The following is a 21,848-nucleotide window of genomic DNA, read 5'->3' as shown; positions in this document are numbered from 1 at the left end:
TTAAAAACGGGAATCGCCTGGCCTCCGCAGACGCTTTTGCTTTGCAGCAAATTCCTGACGCAGCATATCTGCAAACTCTTCCACATAATAGCCGCCTCTCTCCTTTTTCCAGAAGGCACAGTAATTCCGAACAACCGGCTCTCCGTTCTGAAAAAGAGGAAGGCGCTGAAAGGTCACTCCCAGATTCGGATCCTGGCGGATTCCCTCCACAGGCATAAAGCCCCTGTTTCCTGCAACCATCAGTCTGCCTTCCTCCAGACTCTCGGCAAACAGGAAACTGCCGCCAAATCCCAGTGTATTGTGATAATATTCGCTTTCATTTTCCTGCTGTTCCTTAGAAGCCACCAGAATACAAGGAATATTGCGAAGCTCTTCAAGAGTTACATATTCCAGCCGACTCAAGGCGCTTTTCCCCGATATTTCAATAAAACACTGGCTTTTTACCAGTTCAAAATTGACATAGGCATCGGAAAACGCCCTGCGCTGGTCGTTTAATACCATATCCACACTGCCGAAACGCAGCAGATCATACAGATCTTCATGATTGCCATGAACAATTTCCAGAGATACCTCCGGGTATTTTTCTGAAAACGCAGCAATGACCTGATGAAGTTCCTTCCCGCCATAACAGCGCAGATAACCGACACGAAGCCGGGTGTCATCATACGTTCCAATTTGAATGGTTTCCCGTTTCAGCCGTTCCACCTCATCTAAAACCCTGAGACTGTTCCTGTAAAAATACTCCCCTGCTGGTGTCAGGGAGAACCTTCGTTTTTCCCGATGGATCAGTTCCACTCCCAATTCATCTTCCAACGCCCGCATCTGCTGAGAGATCGCTGACTGTGAAATGTACATCTGCTCTGCCGCTTCCGTAAAACTGTTGGTGTTTACGACGGATACGAAATACTGCATCTGCCTGAGCAGCATAATGCCACCGCCTTTCCTCTTTCTTTACAACCATTTTATCACGGAAAGCTGCATCTGCAACCCAGTTACCACACAGCCTGTCAGTTTTTGTCTGTCATCCTACGCGCCCAATCGGCTGCTTTTCTTCCAAAAGACGGGCATTCCGTTCCACGGACTGCAAGTCCCTTTTCGACCCTTGCTCCCGTACAGATGGACTTTAAATCCCTCTCGCTTCTTCCCATTCCGCTTCCTTCATTGGTGCAGAATGGAATAATCCTCTTTCCGTTGAGATCATACCTCTCCAGGAAGGAAAACACAGGCATGGGCATGGTTCCCCACCAGTTGGGAAATCCTACAAAAATCGTATCATAGGAATCCAGGCTCTCCATATAGGCTTTCAGCCTGGGTCTGGCATTTGCCTTCAATTCAGTAGCCGCTTCCTCTGTGCAGGTATGATAGTCCTCTGCATAGGGCTTCACTGTGTCCACTTCAAAAATATCGCCACCCACAGCTGCCTGAATTGCCTCCGCTAAAATTTCCGTATTTCCTTTTTCCAGATTTTTGATGCTTCCGCCCCAGTAATTTTGTCCCTTTCTGGAGTAATATACCGTTAAGATATTTGCCATTTTCTCATCCCCTTCTTGTTTTATCTGCCGCTTTATTTACGCAGGAAAGCGCATTCAGGCTGCGGGGATAGCCGATAAAGGGCAGGCACTGGGAAATAATCTGAATCAAAAATTCCTTATCATTTCCCATTTTCATATTCGCTGCCGCGTGACTGATAAGCTGAGGCTCGCATCCCCCCTGGGCTGCCAAAAAACAAAAGGTAATCATCTCCCTCTGCCTGTAGTCCAGGCCGGTTCTGGTATACCAGTCTCCAAAGCAGTTATCTGCCAGCCAGCGGTTAATATGTCTGCTCTCCTCCGGACCTGATTTATAAAACTCCCTCATATGCTCTCCAAAAATGTCCACCTGGGCCTGAATCCCTTTTTCCAGCCTGTTCTCCATGGTTGTCGTTTCCTGCCCCTCTAAAGGCAGCGTAATTCCTCTCGCAGCAAATACCTCATTGGTCCCCTTAAGAAAGGGGAACACTCTCCCAATTCCCAGATATGCCGCCGCCTGGTAAACAATCTCCTTTGCTTCCACCGGCGTAACTCCTAAATTCAGAGCCGCCGGCAGCATAACCTTAAACTCGTCTATGCCCTGACAGCCCAACAGCACGGCAAGAATGGCCGTCATACGGGTACGGTCATCCAGACTGCAGCTGTTGATCACCTCGTCAAAGGCAAAGTTGTCAAAGCGCTCCGTAAACTCCGGATCCGTCCTTAGAAATTCGGATACATACCCCGGAAACATTTTTTCATGATACTTTTTAGCAAACTCTGTAATTGCCATATTTTGTTCACTCCTTTATATTAGTTTTTCTATTTTTATGCGGTTTTCCGAAATCAAAAATACAAAGAACGTTTGGAGAAACATATAGCTGAATATTCTCTGCAGAATAAAAACCTCTCCTCCATAAACGCCGGCGCAATCCCCGCCAGCAGAAACGCTTTTCCATTCATTCTGGAAATCCGCCGTTTTTTGCTCCCTGGCCTGAAATCCTGCAGGCATTTCTCCATGAAATTCCGCTTTTTATGTGTTTTTCCGGCATTATGATACCATAGGAGGGCTCCAAAAAGTCTAATACGGTTTTTCTGGACGCTCTGGAGGTATAACTGGTAATATACGCCATCCGCACCGGATCTCCAGGAGCCAGCCCCATTGAGGCATCCAGCATATTCAGAAAACCATGACAAGCCTCATATTCCGGCATCAGGTCTGCAATCTTCGCACTTCCATAACATTTCTTACTGTTCCCATGCCCCGTTCTCCTCCATTTTATCCGTTTATCCTTTATACCGCTGTAAATTTCCTCTTATGTTTCCGGTTGTAACGGGCCGTAAAAATAAGAAGCCGTAGCTCCGCCATCTATCAGGAAATCCGTTCCTGTAATAAACGCACCTTTTTCACTCATCAAAAGTTCTGCCACATTGGCAATCTCATCTGCCGTTCCGGGACGGCCTGCTGGGCATTTCGCAAACATATTTTTATAAAAATCCCCTCTCGGCCCATTCAGTTCATCTAGTGCTAATGGAGTTACCACGATTCCCGGAGAAATAGAGTTGATCCGCGCTCCCCTTTCTCCCCATTTCAAAGCTTCCGCCATAACCCGTTTTTCATTGCAGCGCTTTGCCAGCTGATACGCATGAAGCGTACTTTTATGTTTTCCTTCTGCAGCAGCGGAAGGGATAATAATTCCTCTGCAGGCGTCGCCGCAAGTAATTCGTCCTCTTTGGGGCTTAACGCAGGCATCCGGTGTGCCGACTGACTGGAAATCGTAACCCCTGTTCCTCCCACGCCAATTACCCTTCCTACTTCCTCCAGTAAAACCGCAGTCCCATAAAGATCAACCTTCAGTATCGCTTCAACCGGGGCCTGACTTGGTGAGACGCCCGCACTGTTGATCAGCATCTTAATTTCCCCATGCTTTTTTCCCTCTGCAATCAGGTTTAAGATGGAGGCTCTGGAGGATAAATCCATTTCTACCGGCGTCACATCAAACCCCGCCTCATTCATAATCCGGGCAATATTGCGGGCATTTTCCAGCTTCTTATCTCCAACCACAAGCTTCTTTCCGTGTCCAATCCTGCGGGCGATCGCCATACCGATCTGCCCTGCACCAGCCCACAGTACAACTTCCTTGGTTTGATCTCTCATGTTCCATTCCTCTCTTTCCGGCTTTGTTCCTTTTGTGATACCTATATCATAGTGAATCTCTCTCAAAAGAACCATTCGGATTTCAGTGGTATTGGATAAGTATTACTTATGTATGATCTTAAACTTAATTTTGAATCACGAAAAAAATCCCCCGCCTGACAGCGAGGGAAAAGCCTACATCCGTTTACAAAACTCATCCACCGGCATAGGACGTCCAAAATAATATCCCTGAATCATATCGCACTTCTGCTCCTTCAGGAAATCCACGTATTCTCTGGTTTCTACACCCTCGGCCACTACCTTCATATCCAGCTGCCGGGCGATCTGGATGATTCCGCGGCTGACAATCTTTCCGCGTTCCTTTTCCTCCTCACTGAACAGCTTCTGATCCAGCTTTATGGTGGATACGGGAAGGCTTTTCAGCATATTTAAAGAAGAATAACCGCTGCCGAAATCATCCATGGAACATTCAAAGCCCTGTTCTCTCAGGCTGCGGACAAACTTGATCAGACTGCCTGAATTGTCCAGCATAATACTTTCAGAAATTTCAAATTCTATGTATTGGCGGGGAACCCGGTGCCGTTCAAAGATAGGGAGCACTCGCTCCTCAAAAAAGTTATTTGCAGAAAAATGGGATTTTGAAAGATTTACAGAGATCTTCAACGGCTCGATCCCCTCGTCCATCCATTTTTCGATCAGCTCCAACGCCGACTCAAAAATAAAGTAATCAATCTGCCGCATAAATCCGTTCTTTTCAAAAAGAGGAACAAACTCATACACTGGCATCATCCCTTCCTCTGGATCCTGCCAGCGGACCAGTGCCTCAGCACCGGCCAGCGTCTCGTGCTCAAGCTCATATTTGGGCTGGAGAAACATTTTAAAATGCTTCTTTTCCAGCGCAGGCTGCGCCATCTCCAAAAGTTTTTTGTGATACTCTCTCTTATCATGAATCGTATGGTTGTACACCTCAAAATGAGAATTCCGGTCAGAGGCATCGGCGCTGTGAGTCCGACAGAAATTCGCCCGGTCCACCGCATCTGCATAGATCTCAGAAGCATCTTTTAAAATGTAAGCCCCAATAGAGAGAAATAATTTCCGGTCAATCTTCAGATGCTCCAGAAAATATACGGCGTCATCCAGTTCATAGATCCGGGCCTTAAGCGCTTCCTCATCCTTTATCCTTAAAAGCAGATAATACGTATCTGTATTCACTCTGGCAATAGACTCTCCCGGCAGCAGCTTTTCCTTAAAAGCCGTATAGACACTCTTTAAAATGTGATCGCCTGCAGCCCAGCCATATTCTGAATTGATCAGGCTGAATTTTTTAATGTTTATATACAGAAAAGCAAAAAACTCCCCTTTCTGGGCCGTTCGTTTTTGAAATTCCTGCTGAAACAGAAACTCATTTGATCCGCCCGTCACCGGATCGATATAGCAGTTTGAAAGCTCCAGTACCTTATATTTTAATGTTCCAAATCCTCCCATAAATGCCAGCACAAAAAAGAACAGCGGTATGGCTGTTTCCAGCGGATCCAGTCTATGGGATCGGCTGACCAGATAAAAGTATGCGCATAATAAGCACAGACAAAAGCTACAAAAAGAGTAAAAAACTCCCCACCACATTTTTTGTCGTTTTTGAAACTCCATATTTGTCTCCTGAATCGTTATGTATAATTTTTATTTTTAACTGATAATAACCGGGATTCCTGAAGACACATTAAATTAAGGAACCAAAAGTTATATGGAATATCCCGGAGCGTTTAAGGCAGCCACGCTTCATCTGAGTGCCCTGCTCATGAAAAAAGTCCCTCGCCATGCGGCAAAGGACTAACGGTCCGGCCCAACCACTTTGTATATCAGTCAGCGGTAAACTTGATTTGTATCTACATTTTAACAAGCACGGCGTGGGATGTCAATAAGGGGGGAATCCACAGCATTAAAAAACGCCAAAAACTTGTCGAAATATCTTGATATTTGGCTTTTCATCCTTTATAATGGATTCGTACCAAAGATAAAAGGAGATTGTACTTTCGCTGTACAATCTCTTTCAATTTATAAGGAAATGAAAATGGAGGAGAATATCTCATGGATAGAGAGATGATTATTGTTTTGGACTTTGGTGGCCAGTATAACCAGCTGATTGCCCGCCGTGTCCGTGAATGCAATGTATACTGCGAAGTACACCCCTACAACATGAGTTTGGACAAGATCCGCCAGATGAACCCCAAGGGCATCATTTTCACCGGCGGTCCTGATGTGGTATTTGAGGACGGCGCTCCGCGCTGTTCCAAAGAGATCTTTGAACTGGGCATTCCGGTTCTGGGAATCTGCTATGGCGCTCAGCTGATGAGCTATCTGTTAGACGGTGTTGTAAAGAAGGCGGTCGTAAGCGAATACGGCCACACTGAGGTGGACGTAGATACCTCCTCCAAGCTGTTTGACGGCGTGTCTCCAAAGACAGTTTGCTGGATGAGCCACGGCGTATATATTGCAGAGGTTCCCGCCGGTTTTTCCATCACCGCCCGCACAGAGTCCTGCCCCGTAGCCGGTATGGAATGTGCCGAGAAGAATTTCTATGCTGTTCAGTTCCATCCTGAGGTAGTGCACACCAAGGAAGGAACCAGGATGCTGTCCAACTTTGTATACAATGTCTGCGGCTGCTCCGGTGACTGGAAAATGGATTCCTTTGTAGATACAACCATCAAGGCCCTGCGTGAAAAAATCGGTTCCGGCAAGGTGCTCTGTGCTCTGTCCGGCGGCGTCGACTCTTCTGTTGCTGCCGTTATGCTTTCCAAGGCCATTGGCAAGCAGCTGACCTGCGTATTTGTAGACCATGGTCTGCTTCGTAAAAATGAGGGCGACGAGGTAGAGGCCGTATTCGGCCCGGAAGGCCACTACGACTTGAACTTCATCCGCGTAAACGCTCAGGAGCGTTTCTATGAGAAATTAAAGGGTGTAGAAGATCCTGAGAAAAAGCGCAAGATTATCGGCGAAGAATTTATCCGCGTATTTGAGGAAGAAGCGAAAAAAATCGGCGCCGTAGACTATCTGGTTCAGGGAACCATTTACCCCGATGTCATCGAATCCGGCCTTGGAAAATCCGCAGTGATCAAGTCCCACCACAATGTAGGCGGCCTCCCGGAGCACGTAGATTTCAAGGAACTGGTAGAGCCTTTAAGACTGCTCTTTAAGGACGAGGTGCGCAAAGCTGGTCTGGAACTTGGCATCCCCGAATATCTGGTATTCCGTCAGCCATTCCCCGGCCCTGGCCTGGGTGTGCGCATCATCGGCGAAGTAACAGCTGACAAGGTGCGGATCGTACAGGATGCTGATGCGATCTACCGCGAAGAAATTGCAAAAGCCGGTGTGGACAAAAACCTCGGACAGTACTTTGCCGCCCTGACCAATATGCGTTCTGTAGGCTGCATGGGCGATGAAAGAACCTACGATTACGCCATTGCCCTCCGTGCTGTGCTCACCTCCGATTTCATGACCGCAGAGTCCGCCCAGATTCCGTGGGAGGTGCTGGGGAAGGTAACCAGCAGGATTGTGAATGAGGTGAAGGGGGTTAACCGGGTGTTGTATGACTGCACGGGGAAGCCGCCGGCTACGATTGAGTTTGAGTGATGAAATGACCTTTAGAAAGCCTTTATTTATGCGGGTTCCAAGCAAAATTGTTTAATATCTGGCAACAATTTGGCAACATTATTGCATTATTCATCGAATAAAATACTTCAATATCATAAGAAAACCTTACTGATTTTCAAGCATTTTAAGCTGAAAGTCGGTAAGGTTTTTTGCATTAAAAATTAGTCGGATTCGGGTTTCAAATCCTGTAAGATAAGGTCGCTTAGTCCTTGTGAGGGAACTACCTTTCTCCATTGTTTTGAGGTATCTAATTCGGGATATTTGTACCGCCACTGGTCGTATTCTTCTTTGGTTATCTCTCCTTGCTCCATACGGGCAGCCTGTTTCTGCCATGCATGGAACATATCAAACATAGTGGTGTAGGTTGTTCCGGCGAATTTATCTAACCGCAGACACACTTCCCCGTCAATCTCTCCGATTTTCAAGCCATACATATCTTCCAACGCAAAAAGCGTGTGCATAAGCCCGATGTAACTGTCTATTTCCGGCACAGTGATTGCACGAGGGCTTACATCAAGGAGATGTGCCATTTCTTTTACAAGGTCTTGCTTCGGTGTTCTGGATTCTGATTCGTACTGTGCCATACGGACATCAGAGGTCTTTCCCAGAAAACCGAGGAGTTCGCCTAACTGTTTCTGTGTCATGCCTTTCCGATTGCGAAAAAAGCGGATTCTTTTGCCGATTGCCATAATAAAACCTCCGATACTAAACATTTCTGTTGAAGTTAGTATAACATGATGAAATAGGAATAGCAAGTGAAACTTAAATAAAAAAAGTTAAGATTTTTCTGCAAACCACTTGACTTAACGGAATTTATTTAGTATCATACAGTTACAGATTAAACAAAAAGAGTTAAAAACTGAATGACCGTACGAGCCGAATAAACGCCATGACTTTCCAGAAGGAAACGAGCGTCCCTTATATAGAGGGACTGGCACAGCGCCGAAAAGGGTTGCCTGTCAGAACGGGGAGGATAGAACGGCGGAAATTTTAGTGAAAGGAGAGGTTAAAGATGGCAGAAAAATCATTTATGACGGTGGAAGAAGTGGCAACAGAATTACGGGTATCAAAGTCAAAAGCCTATCAGATTGTGCGGGAACTGAACGCAGAATTGCAGAAGCAAGGGTATCTGACTGTGGCGGGGCGTGTAAATGCTACTTTCTTTCATAAGAAAGTCTGTTACAGCGATTAAACGGAAGGAGATGATAAAAATGGCTGTATATAAAGACAATGCTACGGGAACGTGGCGAGTGATTTACCGTTTCACGAACTGGAAAGGGGAACGGAAACAGACACAGAAACGTGGATTTGCAACAAAAAGAGAAGCACAGGCATGGGAACATGAGGCCATGTTGAAAAAGAACTCCAAACTGGATATGACTTTTGCCAGCTTTTTTGAACTTTATGAAGCAGATAAAAAGCAGCGTGTCAAGGAAAGCACATGGGAATCTAAGAGCCATGTAATCCGCACAAAGATTTTGCCGTATTTTGGGAATCGGAAGATAGCGGCGATTGAAGCAAAGGACATTATCGCATGGCAGAATGAACTCATGGCGTATCGGGACGAGAAAGGGAAGTCCTATTCAGCAGATTATCTGAAAACCATACACGCACAGCTTACAGCAATTTTTAACCATGCGGTAAACTTTTATAACCTGCCTTACAATCCGGCAAGACGGGCTGGCACAATGGGAAATGAAATTCCAAAGGAAATGGACTTCTGGACAAAAGAGGAATATCTGAAATTTTCAGAAGCCATGATGGATAAGCCACGTTCCTACTATGCTTTTGAAATGCTTTACTGGTGTGGAATCCGGTCCGGCGAGCTGCTAGCTCTTACTCCTGCTGATTTTGATTTCGAGAAACAGACGGTCACGATCAGCAAAACGTATCACCGTTCCAAAGGGCGTGATATTATTACAAGCCCCAAAACAGCGAAAAGCAACCGCACCGTAAAAATGCCCCCGTTTCTCTGTGAAGAAATGCAGGAGTATATCAAAATGCTCTATGACATCAAACCGGACGAGCGGCTGTTTACCGTTACGAAGTCTTATCTCAATCACGAGATGGAGCGAGGGGCAAAACAGGCAGGAGTGAAAAAGATTCGTGTGCATGATATTCGCCACAGCCATGTATCACTGTTGATCAATATGGGATTTTCAGTGTTGGCGATTGGGGAACGGGTAGGACATGAAGCAGAAAAAATCACTTACAGATATGCTCATTTGTTTCCGACTGTTCAGATAGAAATGGCAGAAAAGCTGGAAATGGAGCGAATGGAAAAGGAGGACAGCAATGGAAAGAAGTCTTGATTATAAAGGGCGTTGGAGAAATCATACCGTAGCGTTTCGGGTATCGGATAAAGAAGCAAAGCTGCTCGATGACTTAGTGGCGTTGTCGGGCTTGACAAAGCAGGAATATATCATAAGGCGGCTGACATGCCGGGATGTGGTTGTGCAGGGCAATCCGAGAGTTTATAAGGCACTGAAAAATCAAATGGCGACTATCTATGAGGAATTGAAGCGGCTGGAAACAGTAAGCCCAGATAATGGTGAACTGCTCTATACGATACAGGTAATCGCAATTACGTTAGAGGGACTGAAAGGAGAAGATGAATGATGGAAAAAATGAAAACGACTGCTCCCGTATCATCTGTTGGCGCAGATGGGGCGCAGCCGATTATTAAAAATCACAATAAAATTATAGCAAATCCGCAGAAACAAATCAATCAGCAAGCCACCAAAAACCCGGAGAAATCCGGGAGTGGCGGACTGCAAACTATGTCCATGCCGGAATTGTACAACACCGTTTTTGTGCCGAGAATACCGATTGTAGACGGCTTTCTCTATGGCGGCACATATCTCTTTGTAGGTGCGCCAAAGGTGGGAAAATCGTTCTTCATGGCGCAGCTTGCCTATCATGTAGCAATGGGGATTCCTTTGTGGGATTATCCGGTACGGAAAGGGACAGTGCTGTATCTGGCATTGGAAGATGATTATGCAAGACTTCAACGGCGGCTGTCCGGTATGTTTGGTGTGGAATGTGCGGATAATCTGTATTTTGCAACACAGGCAAAGACCTTGAATGAGGGGCTGGACAAGCAGTTGGAGGAATTTTTGAAAGAGCATAAGGACGCAAGGCTGATTATCATTGATACGCTCCAGAAAGTGCGTGAAGTCGGTGGGGACAGGTACAGCTATTCCAGTGATTATGAGATTGTGACAAAACTGAAATCGTTCAGTGACAAATATGGTATCTGCCTGTTGGTAGTTCATCATACACGCAAGCTGGAATCTGAGGACAGCTTTGATATGATTTCCGGCACAAATGGACTGTTGGGTGCGGCAGATGGAGCGTTTATCATGCACAAAAAGAAACGGACAGACAATGAAGCTGTGATGGACATTGTGGGACGTGACCAGCCGGATCAGGAACTGACTATAGAATTTGACAGGGAGCGTTGCGTATGGAAATTCAAGAAAGCAGAAACAGAGTTGTGGAAACAGCCGCCGAACCCTCTTTTAGAAGCAATCAATGCGTTTCTGACAGAAGACAGACAGGAGTGGGAGGGAACAGCGACAGAACTTGTAAAGCAACTGCCGGATATGCAGTTACAGGCGAATGTGCTTTCCAGAAGGCTGAATATTGTCAACAGCCAGCTGCTCAATGACTATGGGATTTTCTATGATAATAAGCGGGGTCATGAAAGAAAAATCATTCTGAAACGTCTTAAAACAAAGGAATAAAAGCGACGATATGCGTCGGTTGCGACGGTATTTTTGATAGCGGGCTGGTGTAGAAAATATCGACGCTATCGACGCAAACCGACGCAGAAAGGGGTGAGAAGATGAAGAGTGTGCAGATTCCTTATGAATTGTTTATGCTGCTGCTCCGTTATCATCTGGTGGAGGATGATACCTGTTTGGAGAAAATCCGGCAGGGATTGGAGAAAAAACTGGATTCTTTGGTACAGCATGAATTGTATGGAAAATATAAGACTGCTCCACGCAGGAGGAACGGGAAAAAGCCCGACAGGAATATCTGAACAGGCGTGGAGTGCCGGACAGTTTCCGCTGGTAGTTTTCCTTGACGATAATGGACAGGGGCGTGTCACGCTCCTGTAGTAGTAGATAAAAAGAAAGGTGTGATTGTATGATAATTCAGCCGGAGTGGGGAACTCGGAATGTAAATAAATATTTTTATGAAAGTGAAGCTCGGAGGATTACTGACCTCAATGAAATCTTCGGAGAGGTAGAACTGACCGCTGATGAAGAAAGGACATTGATATGGCTTGCTGGATGGGATGAATATACGATAGAAAATGTGCTATCGGCTATCCGAAAAGCTATAGGGGCAGAAGCAAAGCGGCTGAAAGCCGCCCGTCCGTAGGACGGAAAAAGCCTCCGGCAGGACGCAATGGCAGCTTTTGATGGACGGAACGGCTGTCAAAAGTGCTTTTGCGTTACTTTCGACGAAAGTAACAAAGCTATGTGCCGTATCCGGCACTGATTACCTCTAACAGGGAGAAGGGATAAAGCTTGGAGAGAACGATTAGCGGTATGATGGGAAAGGGTTCTATCAATCATAATACAAGGGCATTTAGTGCAAAAAATGTGGATACAGAACGCAGTATTTATAATGTGGAGTTTTGCCATGCAGAGATTGAAGAAGTCTATCATGAATTATTTGTTGAAGCTCTGGAACGGTATAATGCGAAGCAGAAACGAAATGACAGAAAGATTGATAATTACTATGAAAAAATCCGGCAGGGCAAGCAGGAAAAGCTATTCCATGAAGCAGTTTTTCAAATTGGAAACAAGGACGATATGAATGCCAAAAGTGAAGAAGGGCAACTTGCAAAGGAAATTCTGATTGAATTTATGAAAGATTTTCAGAAACGGAATCCATATCTTCATGTATTTTCTGCTCATCTGCATATGGATGAGGAAACGCCTCATGTCCATGTAGATTTTGTTCCGGTTATTTGTAACAGCAAGCGTGGTCTTGATACCAGAGTTTCCTTAAAGGGAGCATTGGGAGAACAGGGCTTTAAGGGCGGCACGAGGGGAGCAACGGAATGGAATCAGTGGATAGAATCAGAAAAACAGGAAATTGCCCAGATTATGGGGAAGTATGGAATCGAATGGAAGCAGCTTGGAACGCATAATAAACACTTGTCGGTACTTGATTTTGAGAAGCAGGAACGGGCAAAGGAAGTTGCGGAGTTGGAAGCGAAAAAAGAAAGTCTGGAAGAACATAATGCTGCCATACTGGAAACCAGTGAAAAGTGGTTGGGAGAATTGGAAAATCTTGAACAGGAGATTCACTCCGCACAGGAAAATCGTGAGGAAGCAGATAAACGAGCAGAAGTGGCTAAGAAAGAAGCAGCACGATATGAGAAAAAACTGGCGGAGATTGCTCCTATGGTAAAGGATATGGAGAGATTTGCAGTTAAGTATTCGTATGATCCAGAAGAAGTGCTGCCAGAAGCGGGAACATTGGAAAGCGGAAAGACTTATAGAGAGAAAAAAACAAAGCCATTGATTGAAAAAATCATAATGGTTCTGCGATCTGTGTATCGGGAATATTTGAATATTTCTAACCGATTTGAAAAATTGCAAGATGCATATAGTAGAGAGCAAGACAGAAATGAGAGGTTAAAGAACCGGCTGGAAGAATCCTTAGAGGAAAATCGGGAGTTACGGACGATTACAACGGATTTTGGTCGTGTAAAGAAAGTTATGGGGGCTGAACAGGTGAATGCGGTTATTGACCGGGCAAAGCAACAGGAACAGATAGAAGCGGAACAGAAGCGGACTGTAAGGAGAAAACACAATAGGGAAGCACGCTGACAAGTGGAGGGTTGCTTAAAGCCCTCTTAGCAGCAGAAATACAGTGGTTTTACCGATTATTTGATAAGGGGGACGGATGTTCGAATAGATTTTTAGCAAAAAATAAGATATAGTATAGGAATAAATTCAAAGATTACAAAAAGAACATTTGTTCTAAAATTATGTTGAAATTAGTAGAATGATAGAGTATAATTGAATTATGTAGATAAGCATGAGGTGAGATGAAGTGTTAGAGAAAATTATTGAACTCACAAATTTGTATATAGAAAATATGCCTAAAAAGGAACGGAAAAAATATGGGCAGTTTTTTACAAGTATGGAAACTGCAAGATTTATGGCAAGTTTATATGAATGTCCGGCAGGGAAATCATGTATAAAGGTTTTGGACGCTGGTGCAGGTTCTGGCATATTGTCATGTGCTTTTATTGAATGGATTGAACAGTTTGATTATATATCGGAAATCGACTTGGTTTGTTATGAAAATGATGAAAATGTCTTAGAAATTTTAAAAGAAAATTTGGAGTATTGCAAGGAAAAGTCCACAAAAAGGATCAAATATGATATTAAGACAGAAAATTATATAACAAGTCAATATTTAGATTTTAATTCAATGATAGGAGGAAATACTACCCCGCCTAAATTTGATTATGTGATTGGAAATCCGCCATATATGAAAATATCCAAAAATGCACCAGAAGCAACAGCTATGCCGGAAGTATGTTATGGAGCACCGAATATGTATTTTATATTTGCAGCTATGGGACTCTTTAATTTAAAAGATAATGGCGAAATGGTCTATATTATTCCACGTTCATGGACATCGGGAGCATATTTTAAGAGATTTCGCCAATATTTTTTGACACAGGGGAAATTGGAACACATTCATTTGTTTGTTAGTCGAAGTAAAGTGTTTGATAAAGAAGATATTTTACAGGAAACAATCATCATAAAAGTTAGAAAAACAAATAAAAACCCAGAAAAAGTGAAGATTACTTCTTCTAAATCAAATAAAGATTTTGATGAAATAACTTCTTTGACAGTACCATATTCTGTGGTAGTTTCGGGAGAAGATTACTATGTATATTTGGTAACAAATAATGAAGAAGTTGATGTATTAGAACGCTTGCACAGGTTTAACTGCACATTACCGGACATAGGCGTTAAAATGAAAACGGGATTGACTGTAGATTTTAGAAATCGTGATATACTTCGTGATGATGAAGAAGATGGTGCGATTCCGCTGTTTTATTCACAGCATATTAAACGAGGAACTGTGGAATTTCCGATTCAGAAAGAGCATGAATATGTGGTAACAGATCAACGTGGACTTATGCAGGATAATAAAAATTATTTGTTTGTAAAGAGATTTACAGCAAAAGAGGAACCACGCAGATTACAATGTGGAATTTATTTGGCAAAAAATTACCCGCAATATGAGAAAATAAGTACACAAAATAAAATCAATTTTATTGATGGATTGTTGGGGGAGATGTCAGAATGTTTGGTATATGGGTTGTATGTACTTTTTAATTCTACTTTGTATGATGAATACTACAGGATTTTAAATGGTTCTACGCAGGTAAATTCTACGGAAGTAAATTCGATGCCGGTGCCGGATATAGAAATCATACAAGAGATGGGCAGAAAATTGATGAAGACAAAGGATTTATCGGAAAGCAGCTGTGATTTGATTTTGGAGGGGTATTGTGGATAAAATTGAAGAAGCAAGAAAATTTTTGGAATTAGTGGGTATGCCGAAAGCACAACAAGCAGATATATGCTGTTATGTTCTGCTTGCAATGGCAGATATTAAACCGGATATGCGATGGGACGAAGCGAAGAATGAATGGATTCGTATTCATGATATTATTCAGTTTTCTAACACTTTCTATGGAACTACTTATGCAGAAAATAGTCGGGAAACATTTCGTAAACAGGCGTTGCATAGATTTAGAACTGCAGCATTAGTCGAAGACAATGGAAAGGCAACCAACAGTCCTAATTACAGATATAGGCTTACTGAGGAAACTTTAAAGATGCTGAAAACATTTCAGTCTGTGGAATGGCAAAAATCCTTAAATCGTTTTCTGACATACCATGATAAGTTGATTGATATTTACGCTTCAAAAAAGAAAATGACAATGATGCCAGTAAAAATCAATGGAGCAGACTTAAAATTTTCTGCTGGAAAACATAATGAATTACAGAAGGCAATTATTGAAGAATTTGCTCCGAGATTCGCACCTAATGCAGAGTGTTTATATGTAGGCGATACTACAGAAAAAGATTTGGTTAAGAATGTTGAGAAATTGACAGAACTGGGATTTGAAATTACTTTACATGACAAAATGCCAGATGTTGTTTTGTACAGAGAAGATAAAAATTGGATTTATTTTATAGAATCTGTAACTTCTGTAGGACCGATGGATCCCAAACGAATCATTGAAATCACAGAGATGACAGAAAATGTTACAGCTGGAAAGATTTTTGTTACCGCTTTTCTGGATTTTAAGACATATAAGAAATTTTCTGAGGTATTGGCATGGGAAACGGAAGTTTGGATTGCAGAGATGCCGGAGCACATGATACACTTGAATGGAGATAAGTTTTTGGGACCGAGATAAAAATGTCCTAGTTTTACGAAAATATTGGAGGGATAGTATGAATGAATTTGTTTTTGGAACACAAAAGATTACTATAAATCAACAAAAATTAAGAGTTCCTCAGTATGAGGCGTATGGAAAAATAAGAGAGTATTACGATAATTCTCAGAAAGACCGGGAAGTGGGGATAATTCTTCCAGTAGGTTGTGGAAAATCTGGATTAATTACATTGGCTCCATTTGCAGTGAAATCAAAAAGAGCATTGGTTGTTGCACCAAATGTAAAAATATCAGGACAATTAGCTGATGATTTTGATATGTCGAGTCCTAAAGTATTTTATTTAAAATGTGGGGCACTAAGTGAAACAGATGAATTTCCTGAATCTGTAGAAATTCGTGGAACTTCTGTTAATATGTCAGATTTAGAAAATGCGGATGTTGTAATCACTAATATACAACAGTTGCAGGGAAATCAAAATCGTTGGCTGTCAGCATTAGATACTGATTTTTTTGATTTGATTATATTTGATGAAGCACATCACAATGTTGCAAATAGTTGGATTGAATTGAGAAATAAATTTTCAAACGCAAAAATTATAAATTTAAGTGCAACTCCAATGCGTGCAGATGGACAGATTATGGCAGGTAATATAATATATTCTTATCCTGTATGTGATGCTATAAAAAATGGTTATGTAAAAAAGTTAAAAGCGGTTGTATTAAATCCTGCGTCATTAAGATACGTTAGAGAAGATCAAGGAACGGAAGTAGAAGTGCCATTAGATGAAGTACGCCGATTGGGTGAAGAGGATGCAGATTTTAGGAGAAGTATTATTACATCTAAGGAAACTGCTAATACAATAGTAGATGCTTCAATTAGAGAATTACAAAAGATTAGGGAGAAATCCGGAAATAATAAGCATAAAATTATAGCGTCTGCATTAAACTTTAAGCATTGTATTCAAATTAAGGAAGCATATGCTGCACGTGGGTTGAGGGCAGATTATATACATTCAAAAGAAGATGGTAAGCATAATGATAAAGTGTTAGAAAAATTAGAAAATGATGAATTAGATGTAATAGTACAAGTTAAAAAGTTAGGGGAAGGATTTGATCACCCCTATTTAAGTGTAGCAGCTGTTTTTAGCATATTCAATAATTTATCTCCTTTTATTCAGTTTGTGGGGCGAATCATGCGTGTGGTAGATCAAAATAGTCCAGATAGTTTGAATAATAAAGGTACAGTTGTGTTCCATGCAGGAGCTAATGTTGCTAAAAGATGGGAAGATTTTCAACAATATAGCCAAGCAGACCAAGAATATTTCGACCAGTTATTACCATTAGAAGGGTTGGATTTTAGCGATGCGTCTGAATTAGAAATTGAGCCGGAAAGTGGAAAAAATCCTCATATTAATTATGTCAAGATAACGAAACAAGATAATGTACTGTTACAAGAGATTCCCTTATTGGAAGATGAGGAAGTAAAACGTGCTTGTAATATTTTAATGCAACGTGGAATGTCCCCAGAACAGTATAAGGAGATTTATGAGAAATTGTATCCAATAAAAATTCCTAAAGCAAAACAACGGCAAGCGGATAGAAAAGCCTTAGATGAGTTGGTAAAAAATTTGGCAGGAGAAATTTTGTATTCTCATAATATTAATCCAGAGGGAAAAGAACTTGATAAGTCTTATATGAAAACAAATTTTGTTTTGGTAAAATCTGCTATTGATAAACAAATTTCTACTTTGACAGGTGTGAGTACAGGAAAACGGAATGAAATGACCCAGGAACAAATTAATTTGGCTTACGATAAATTGCCCGAAATACGAAATGAAATTGAAAGGAAGTGGTTTAATGGCTAAGCCAAAGTCTTTTCTTAGGTCTATAGAAATGGATGTGGCAAAACATTCCCATAATTGCCAGCATAATTCTAAACATAGAATTTGTGCAGGAAATGTTCGGGTTAAATTGAAGACTGGAAGGAAAGTGGAATATTTTTGCATTGCTTGTGCTTTGGAAACAATAGGTAGAGATATTGAAACTCTTAAAGAAATGCAAGAAAATCTAAATAAGAATTTAAGCCTTACAGAAAAAGAAGAATGATAAAAGGAAGACAGGACGAGTGATTGAAACTTGCTATTAGGATGCGTGGCAACATTTTGGCAACAGAAAATCAGTAAGCCAGAATAATTGATGTAATTGAAGTAAAAAACGGTGTGAATTTGCATGAAACCTAAACAAAAATGGTTAATAACAGCAAAGAACACGCCGAGTTTGAATAGTTGGAGCAGAGCTTCAAAGCCTTTATTTTCAAGGATTTTGAGGCTCTTTCCTTTTAGAATTGCATTTTGATTGCATTTTTTTATTCAACTGCTCTGTGATAAATTGCTGTATGCTGATTGCTGGTGTAATCGGCAACGCTGGTTATTCACAAGAAAGTAGTGAGAAAACGGATGAACACGCAGGAAAGACGATACACCACACGAGAAATAGCTTACAGGCAAAAGGCTGATTTAAAACCCTTTTAGCTGTTATGAAACAAATCCCTGCCTGTTTGCCAGGGGCAGCGCAACTGTAGTTTACTCTTGGGTAGACCGACAGGAATTTGCAATTTTATTTAGAAATATATGGAACGCAGAAGCAGTTTCTGATAATATGACTCTATGGGAAAGGCAGCGAAAATTATGGAGGAAAACACAATGAAAGAGAAACAAGTACTGCTAGATAATATTGATAAAATCCATACTACGGAAATGGGTATTGATAGAATAAGGAAAAATCTCAAATTAGATATCGATGATGTGGTTGATTACTGTAAAAATAAAGTGTTAGATAAAGCGTGCAGTATCTGCAAACAAGGAAAGAACTGGTATTGCGAAATTGATAATATTAAAATAACGATTAACTCTTACAGTTACACAATTATTACAGCACACATATTAAAATAAAATGAACCATTTCCTATATGCTGATAATTTCTTATGGAGTGCCCTATGAGGGCACAAAAAAATGTTGCTGGCAGGTGAAATTGATAGTAACAAATTTGGGGCAGATTTATTCGGGTTATATTTGAAACCGGGAGGTATTTTATGAAACGTGAATTAGAAATTGTAAGGTGTGGACTTGCATTGCGTTCATTAAAAATGGGATGTGATAATTTGCTTGAGTTTGCGCAAACTGCAATTAAAAAGTGAATATGATCTCCTAATGTGCTGATCTGTTATGTTTTTAAAATAATAAAAATGGTTTTTCTGTGCGCAGAAGCACTTTAACAGTTCCTGATTAAACCGGGCTTTGGCATATATTAAGCATATAACAAAAAATAAATTATTTTACTGAAAATCCTGTAAAATCCCCTCCGTTTGTGATACAATCCTTTTACAAAGATAAAAACACAACGTAAAAGGGCATTTATCTTGCCTTTTTACAGAGCCGGTAGGTAGTCCGGCCGCGCCGTGCAGGCGTAAGTAGCCCTCCCTCCTTGGGTCGTCCGTTCTTTGTGCATCACAATTTTTAAGGAGGAATTGTCATGGACAAAGTATCAGGCAGATTGACCGTATTTTTTCAGGAACCTTTCTGGATGGGAGTATTTGAGCGGATATCAGACGGGGAACTGACTGTATGCAAAGTTACCTTCGGCTCAGAGCCAAGGGACTGTGAAATACAGACCTTTATTTTAAAGAACTACGCAAGGCTGCGGTATAGTCCGGCTGTGACAGCTGCTGTAAAAAAGGAAAGCCTGAATCCCAAACGAAGGCTGAGGGAGGTGCGAAAGCGTGTACGGGATACCGGTGTTGGCACGAAATCCCAGCAGGCGCTGAAATTACAGCAGGAGCAGGCAAAGGAGGAACGAATAAACTTCAGCCGCAGAAAACAGCGGCAGGAAAAGGAACGGGCCTTTGAACTGAAACAGCAGAAAAAGAAAAACAAACACCGGGGCAGGTAAATACCTCTTCCCTGCTTTTCTGACCCGGCCTCCACTCCTGTGGACGGCTGATATCCGCCAAACCTGCAAAGGAGGAAATCTCTATGAAGTGTAAAATCTGCGGGGCGGAAAGCGGCCCGTACCCTTTGTGCTCAAAATGCCACACAAAGCGTGTATCCGGAGAGATCATAAAGTGTCCAAAATGCCGCAGCTGGCATTATGCCAATGCGTCCTGTCTGGCGGATGAGTCCTGCACGGAAGAAGGCGGGCCTAATTCCCAAACCGGTTCCAACCGGGATACAGCAAATGGCTCTGAACCCGACGAAGCCTTTCTGTACGAGGTCAAACCTTCTCTTGTCACCAAAACAGAAATGGCTTATTTAAACTACATCCGTTCTATCCTGCCGGAAAACTGCCGGATCCAGCCTCAGGCGAACCTGGCTTCCTTTATCTCAAGGACAGATGGCGCAAAATATCAGAACGAACTGTTTAGAAACGTGGATTTTATCGTTACGGATCTGGCATACAGACCCCTTTTTGTAATCGAGATCAATGATCAGACTCATCTGGCGCCGGATAGACGGGAGCGAGACCGCAAGGTAAACAATATCTGCGAAGAGGCCGGCATCCCTCTGATTAAATTCTGGACCTCCTACGGCGTAAATGAAACCTACATAAAACGGAAAATCATGGAAACCCTCTCCTCTCTTCCATCCAGACGGGTTCATCACTTTACACGGCTTCATGAAGAGAAATCGACGGCAGAATCCATTCCGAAGGAGAACGAATTTACGCAGGAGGCTGCAGCGGCAGGCGAACGTCCGCAGATCCCCGCTCCTTCCAGTACAGAACTTTGGCCGACCCCAAAAAAGGAAGGATGTTATATCGCTACCTGTATATACGGCTCCTATGACTGCCCACAGGTATGGACGCTGCGCAGATTCCGGGATGAATGGCTTAAAAAGAGTCCGAGCGGACGTATTTTGATAAAAATATACTATGCCGTAAGCCCTGCCCTGATCCGCGGTTTGGGAAAATCAGAGCCTGTTGAGCGATTATGCCGGAGTTGTCTTGATCTTCTCATCCGATGCCTGCAAAATACAGGGATTAGCTCTGAGCCTTATGAGGATCCCAGGGATATGAATTTACCTTAAAGCGCATAAGCGACAGACACCTCATATGATACTCTTACCATCAGCAGCCAGGGCAACACACATCTTGGCTGCTGATGGTATTCTGTTTTCAGGCTAACCCTGTATCCTAAGCCGCGTTATAATGCCTGACTTTTTACTCATCGCTCCTCCTGCTCGCTCCAGATGTTCCCTCCCCCTGTCAGCGCCCGTCTTTCCTTCCGGTTCTTGCCAGGTTCTTCTCTCACGCTCTTCATACGGCGGAAGTAAGAACTCATCTCGTCCGCCATACCGGACAGCCGGTTTAACAGGGTGGAAAAATCTTTCAGCATCTCGTCATCCTTAAAATAAGGATACACGATATCATGGTCGATCTCACTCCAGCCCTCTTCAAACAGCGTCCTTCCCTGAATCTCCACATAATACCCTCTGTACTTGATGATATAATGCAGAGAGCGGTAAATGCCGTCTGACTTGATATCAATGAGACTTTCGTCATAGATTCTTGTATCGCCGTTCCTGCGGTAGACCTTGGGCCGCTCGGCGATGTAAAAATGTCCCGGATCCTCATCAAAATCTCTGATTCGATCCTCTACATAGCCTGCAGGGTTATTTTCAAAGACTGTAGTGATATAATTATGGAAATAGATCCAGTCCTCCCGGTACAGGAAGAATACACGGATTCCAATCAGATCTGTGATATACTTATGATAATTGGTTCGGTCGATCATTGCAAAGCGCTCTGGCTGTTCTGCCCGCTTGCGGATGATCTTTTCCAGCAGATGCCCCGGATTTTTGGTTCGGTATCGGTAGGAATGAATGCCCGCACGCTCGATATCGTACAGGTAATCATTCACAAATTCCTTTCCTATCCCTCGCAGCTTCCCTTCTATGGACAGGTAATCATCATAAATGGCCGCCAGCTCCTCCCAGGGAATCGCTGCTGCCTCAAAATCAGTCTCGTCAATGTTGTATGCTCTTAAAAATACGTCGCGTTCAAACACGTTTCCACTTCCTTCCAG

23 protein-coding genes and 1 pseudogene are annotated in these 21,848 nt (G+C 42.7%); 15 read left to right on the top strand and 9 right to left on the bottom strand.

What is annotated here, in order from left to right; all coding sequences use genetic code 11:
* The 7 genes from HW447_RS04900 to HW447_RS04875 all read right to left on the bottom strand — a co-directional run bounded on the left by HW447_RS04900 (window position 1) and on the right by HW447_RS04875 (window position 5,151).
* A complete protein-coding gene (locus HW447_RS04900; protein WP_176254208.1) occupies window positions 1–927 on the bottom strand; it encodes a LysR family transcriptional regulator in 927 nt (308 codons plus the stop codon).
* A gap of 80 nt (window positions 928–1,007) precedes the next feature.
* Window positions 1,008–1,532 (bottom strand): flavodoxin, encoded by a 525-nt coding sequence (locus HW447_RS04895; protein ID WP_176254207.1) that lies wholly within the window; start codon window positions 1,530–1,532, stop codon window positions 1,008–1,010.
* 4 nt (window positions 1,533–1,536) lie between these two features.
* On the bottom strand, window positions 1,537–2,301 hold the full coding sequence (locus HW447_RS04890; protein ID WP_176254206.1) for a carboxymuconolactone decarboxylase family protein: 765 nt from the start codon (window positions 2,299–2,301) through the stop codon (window positions 1,537–1,539).
* Window positions 2,302–2,467: 166 nt separating this feature from the next.
* Window positions 2,468–2,722: a hypothetical protein gene (locus HW447_RS17930; RefSeq protein WP_243176211.1), complete on the bottom strand. Its 255-nt coding sequence runs from the start codon at window positions 2,720–2,722 to the stop codon at window positions 2,468–2,470.
* A 102-nt stretch (window positions 2,723–2,824) separates the two neighbouring features.
* Window positions 2,825–3,145: an SDR family oxidoreductase gene (locus HW447_RS18230; protein WP_330589045.1), complete on the bottom strand. Its 321-nt coding sequence runs from the start codon at window positions 3,143–3,145 to the stop codon at window positions 2,825–2,827.
* Window positions 3,100–3,666, bottom strand: coding sequence for an SDR family NAD(P)-dependent oxidoreductase (locus HW447_RS04880; RefSeq protein WP_330589029.1), 567 nt, complete (start codon window positions 3,664–3,666; stop codon window positions 3,100–3,102). The genes HW447_RS18230 and HW447_RS04880 overlap by 46 nt, the downstream gene beginning before the upstream one ends.
* Before the next feature lie 174 nt (window positions 3,667–3,840).
* On the bottom strand, window positions 3,841–5,151 hold the full coding sequence (locus HW447_RS04875; protein ID WP_176254205.1) for a putative bifunctional diguanylate cyclase/phosphodiesterase: 1,311 nt from the start codon (window positions 5,149–5,151) through the stop codon (window positions 3,841–3,843).
* Window positions 5,152–5,751: 600 nt separating this feature from the next.
* Here HW447_RS04875 and guaA point away from each other — a divergent pair.
* Window positions 5,752–7,293, top strand: a complete 1,542-nt coding sequence (gene guaA / locus HW447_RS04870) for a glutamine-hydrolyzing GMP synthase (RefSeq protein WP_176254204.1) — start codon at window positions 5,752–5,754, stop codon at window positions 7,291–7,293.
* A 182-nt stretch (window positions 7,294–7,475) separates the two neighbouring features.
* On the opposite strand, the gene HW447_RS04865 is transcribed toward guaA, so the two are convergent.
* Window positions 7,476–8,003, bottom strand: coding sequence for a helix-turn-helix domain-containing protein (locus HW447_RS04865; RefSeq protein ID WP_176254203.1), 528 nt, complete (start codon window positions 8,001–8,003; stop codon window positions 7,476–7,478).
* A 323-nt stretch (window positions 8,004–8,326) separates the two neighbouring features.
* Between HW447_RS04865 and HW447_RS04860 the strand changes: the two genes are divergently transcribed.
* The 14 genes and pseudogenes from HW447_RS04860 to HW447_RS04795 all read left to right on the top strand — a co-directional run bounded on the left by HW447_RS04860 (window position 8,327) and on the right by HW447_RS04795 (window position 20,850).
* Window positions 8,327–8,506 carry a MerR family transcriptional regulator gene (locus HW447_RS04860; protein ID WP_176254202.1) on the top strand — a complete coding sequence of 60 codons (180 nt, stop codon included), beginning with the start codon at window positions 8,327–8,329 and terminating at the stop codon, window positions 8,504–8,506.
* 19 nt (window positions 8,507–8,525) lie between these two features.
* On the top strand, window positions 8,526–9,626 hold the full coding sequence (locus tag HW447_RS04855) for a site-specific integrase (RefSeq protein ID WP_176254201.1): 1,101 nt from the start codon (window positions 8,526–8,528) through the stop codon (window positions 9,624–9,626).
* Window positions 9,610–9,933 carry a plasmid mobilization protein gene (locus tag HW447_RS04850; RefSeq protein WP_176254200.1) on the top strand — a complete coding sequence of 108 codons (324 nt, stop codon included), beginning with the start codon at window positions 9,610–9,612 and terminating at the stop codon, window positions 9,931–9,933. The genes HW447_RS04855 and HW447_RS04850 overlap by 17 nt, the downstream gene beginning before the upstream one ends.
* Window positions 9,930–11,060 carry an AAA family ATPase gene (locus HW447_RS04845; RefSeq protein ID WP_176254199.1) on the top strand — a complete coding sequence of 377 codons (1,131 nt, stop codon included), beginning with the start codon at window positions 9,930–9,932 and terminating at the stop codon, window positions 11,058–11,060. The genes HW447_RS04850 and HW447_RS04845 overlap by 4 nt, the downstream gene beginning before the upstream one ends.
* Before the next feature lie 101 nt (window positions 11,061–11,161).
* Window positions 11,162–11,394: pseudogene (locus HW447_RS04840) on the top strand (complexin-2).
* 72 nt (window positions 11,395–11,466) lie between these two features.
* The gene (locus HW447_RS04835) at window positions 11,467–11,703 is read left to right on the top strand and encodes a hypothetical protein (protein ID WP_176254198.1); all 237 of its coding nucleotides are present in this window, start codon (window positions 11,467–11,469) and stop codon (window positions 11,701–11,703) included.
* Between the two features lie 149 nt (window positions 11,704–11,852).
* Window positions 11,853–13,166 (top strand): plasmid recombination protein, encoded by a 1,314-nt coding sequence (locus HW447_RS04830; protein WP_330589026.1) that lies wholly within the window; start codon window positions 11,853–11,855, stop codon window positions 13,164–13,166.
* A gap of 226 nt (window positions 13,167–13,392) precedes the next feature.
* Window positions 13,393–14,880 carry an Eco57I restriction-modification methylase domain-containing protein gene (locus HW447_RS04825; protein ID WP_243176210.1) on the top strand — a complete coding sequence of 496 codons (1,488 nt, stop codon included), beginning with the start codon at window positions 13,393–13,395 and terminating at the stop codon, window positions 14,878–14,880.
* Window positions 14,873–15,790 carry a BsuBI/PstI family type II restriction endonuclease gene (locus HW447_RS04820; RefSeq protein ID WP_176254197.1) on the top strand — a complete coding sequence of 306 codons (918 nt, stop codon included), beginning with the start codon at window positions 14,873–14,875 and terminating at the stop codon, window positions 15,788–15,790. The genes HW447_RS04825 and HW447_RS04820 overlap by 8 nt, the downstream gene beginning before the upstream one ends.
* Before the next feature lie 37 nt (window positions 15,791–15,827).
* Complete coding sequence (locus HW447_RS04815; RefSeq protein ID WP_176254196.1) at window positions 15,828–17,633, top strand: DEAD/DEAH box helicase; 1,806 nt, start codon at window positions 15,828–15,830, stop codon at window positions 17,631–17,633.
* A complete protein-coding gene (locus HW447_RS04810) occupies window positions 17,626–17,874 on the top strand; it encodes a hypothetical protein (protein WP_176254195.1) in 249 nt (82 codons plus the stop codon). The genes HW447_RS04815 and HW447_RS04810 overlap by 8 nt, the downstream gene beginning before the upstream one ends.
* Window positions 17,875–18,470: 596 nt before the next feature.
* Complete coding sequence (locus HW447_RS04805) at window positions 18,471–18,719, top strand: DUF3781 domain-containing protein (protein ID WP_176254194.1); 249 nt, start codon at window positions 18,471–18,473, stop codon at window positions 18,717–18,719.
* A gap of 581 nt (window positions 18,720–19,300) precedes the next feature.
* Window positions 19,301–19,717, top strand: a complete 417-nt coding sequence (locus HW447_RS04800) for a YjdF family protein (RefSeq protein WP_176254193.1) — start codon at window positions 19,301–19,303, stop codon at window positions 19,715–19,717.
* Window positions 19,718–19,800: 83 nt separating this feature from the next.
* Window positions 19,801–20,850: a CFI-box-CTERM domain-containing protein gene (locus tag HW447_RS04795; protein WP_176254192.1), complete on the top strand. Its 1,050-nt coding sequence runs from the start codon at window positions 19,801–19,803 to the stop codon at window positions 20,848–20,850.
* Between the two features lie 137 nt (window positions 20,851–20,987).
* Here HW447_RS04795 and HW447_RS04790 read toward each other — a convergent pair whose 3' ends face one another.
* Entirely contained in the window at window positions 20,988–21,830 is an 843-nt protein-coding gene (locus tag HW447_RS04790; protein WP_176254191.1) for a GTP pyrophosphokinase, read from the bottom strand.
* Window positions 21,831–21,848 lie beyond the last annotated feature (18 nt).

Origin of the sequence: Enterocloster alcoholdehydrogenati, assembly GCF_013282095.1 — a bacterium.
GTDB classification, from domain to species: domain Bacteria; phylum Bacillota; class Clostridia; order Lachnospirales; family Lachnospiraceae; genus Enterocloster; species Enterocloster alcoholdehydrogenati.
Note: the sequence above shows the minus strand (reverse complement) of the source record. Positions and strands in the feature narration are given on the sequence as shown.

Excerpts from the sequence above, each read along its gene's own strand:
- HW447_RS04900 (WP_176254208.1), bottom strand. The coding sequence starts at position 927 with ATGCTGCTCAGGCAGATGCAGTATTTCGTATCCGTCGTAAACACCAAC.
- guaA (WP_176254204.1), top strand. The coding sequence starts at position 5,752 with ATGGATAGAGAGATGATTATTGTTTTGGACTTTGGTGGCCAGTATAAC.
- HW447_RS04875 (WP_176254205.1), bottom strand. The coding sequence starts at position 5,151 with ATGGGAGGATTTGGAACATTAAAATATAAGGTACTGGAGCTTTCAAAC.
- HW447_RS04800 (WP_176254193.1), top strand. The coding sequence starts at position 19,301 with ATGGACAAAGTATCAGGCAGATTGACCGTATTTTTTCAGGAACCTTTC.
- HW447_RS04815 (WP_176254196.1), top strand. The coding sequence starts at position 15,828 with ATGAATGAATTTGTTTTTGGAACACAAAAGATTACTATAAATCAACAA.
- HW447_RS04850 (WP_176254200.1), top strand. The coding sequence starts at position 9,610 with ATGGAAAGAAGTCTTGATTATAAAGGGCGTTGGAGAAATCATACCGTA.
- HW447_RS04805 (WP_176254194.1), top strand. The coding sequence starts at position 18,471 with ATGAAAGAGAAACAAGTACTGCTAGATAATATTGATAAAATCCATACT.
- HW447_RS04855 (WP_176254201.1), top strand. The coding sequence starts at position 8,526 with ATGGCTGTATATAAAGACAATGCTACGGGAACGTGGCGAGTGATTTAC.
- HW447_RS04845 (WP_176254199.1), top strand. The coding sequence starts at position 9,930 with ATGATGGAAAAAATGAAAACGACTGCTCCCGTATCATCTGTTGGCGCA.
- HW447_RS04880 (WP_330589029.1), bottom strand. The coding sequence starts at position 3,666 with ATGAGAGATCAAACCAAGGAAGTTGTACTGTGGGCTGGTGCAGGGCAG.
- HW447_RS04795 (WP_176254192.1), top strand. The coding sequence starts at position 19,801 with ATGAAGTGTAAAATCTGCGGGGCGGAAAGCGGCCCGTACCCTTTGTGC.
- HW447_RS04835 (WP_176254198.1), top strand. The coding sequence starts at position 11,467 with ATGATAATTCAGCCGGAGTGGGGAACTCGGAATGTAAATAAATATTTT.
- HW447_RS04890 (WP_176254206.1), bottom strand. The coding sequence starts at position 2,301 with ATGGCAATTACAGAGTTTGCTAAAAAGTATCATGAAAAAATGTTTCCG.
- HW447_RS04865 (WP_176254203.1), bottom strand. The coding sequence starts at position 8,003 with ATGGCAATCGGCAAAAGAATCCGCTTTTTTCGCAATCGGAAAGGCATG.
- HW447_RS04860 (WP_176254202.1), top strand. The coding sequence starts at position 8,327 with ATGGCAGAAAAATCATTTATGACGGTGGAAGAAGTGGCAACAGAATTA.
- HW447_RS17930 (WP_243176211.1), bottom strand. The coding sequence starts at position 2,722 with ATGCCGGAATATGAGGCTTGTCATGGTTTTCTGAATATGCTGGATGCC.
- HW447_RS04810 (WP_176254195.1), top strand. The coding sequence starts at position 17,626 with ATGGCTAAGCCAAAGTCTTTTCTTAGGTCTATAGAAATGGATGTGGCA.
- HW447_RS04895 (WP_176254207.1), bottom strand. The coding sequence starts at position 1,532 with ATGGCAAATATCTTAACGGTATATTACTCCAGAAAGGGACAAAATTAC.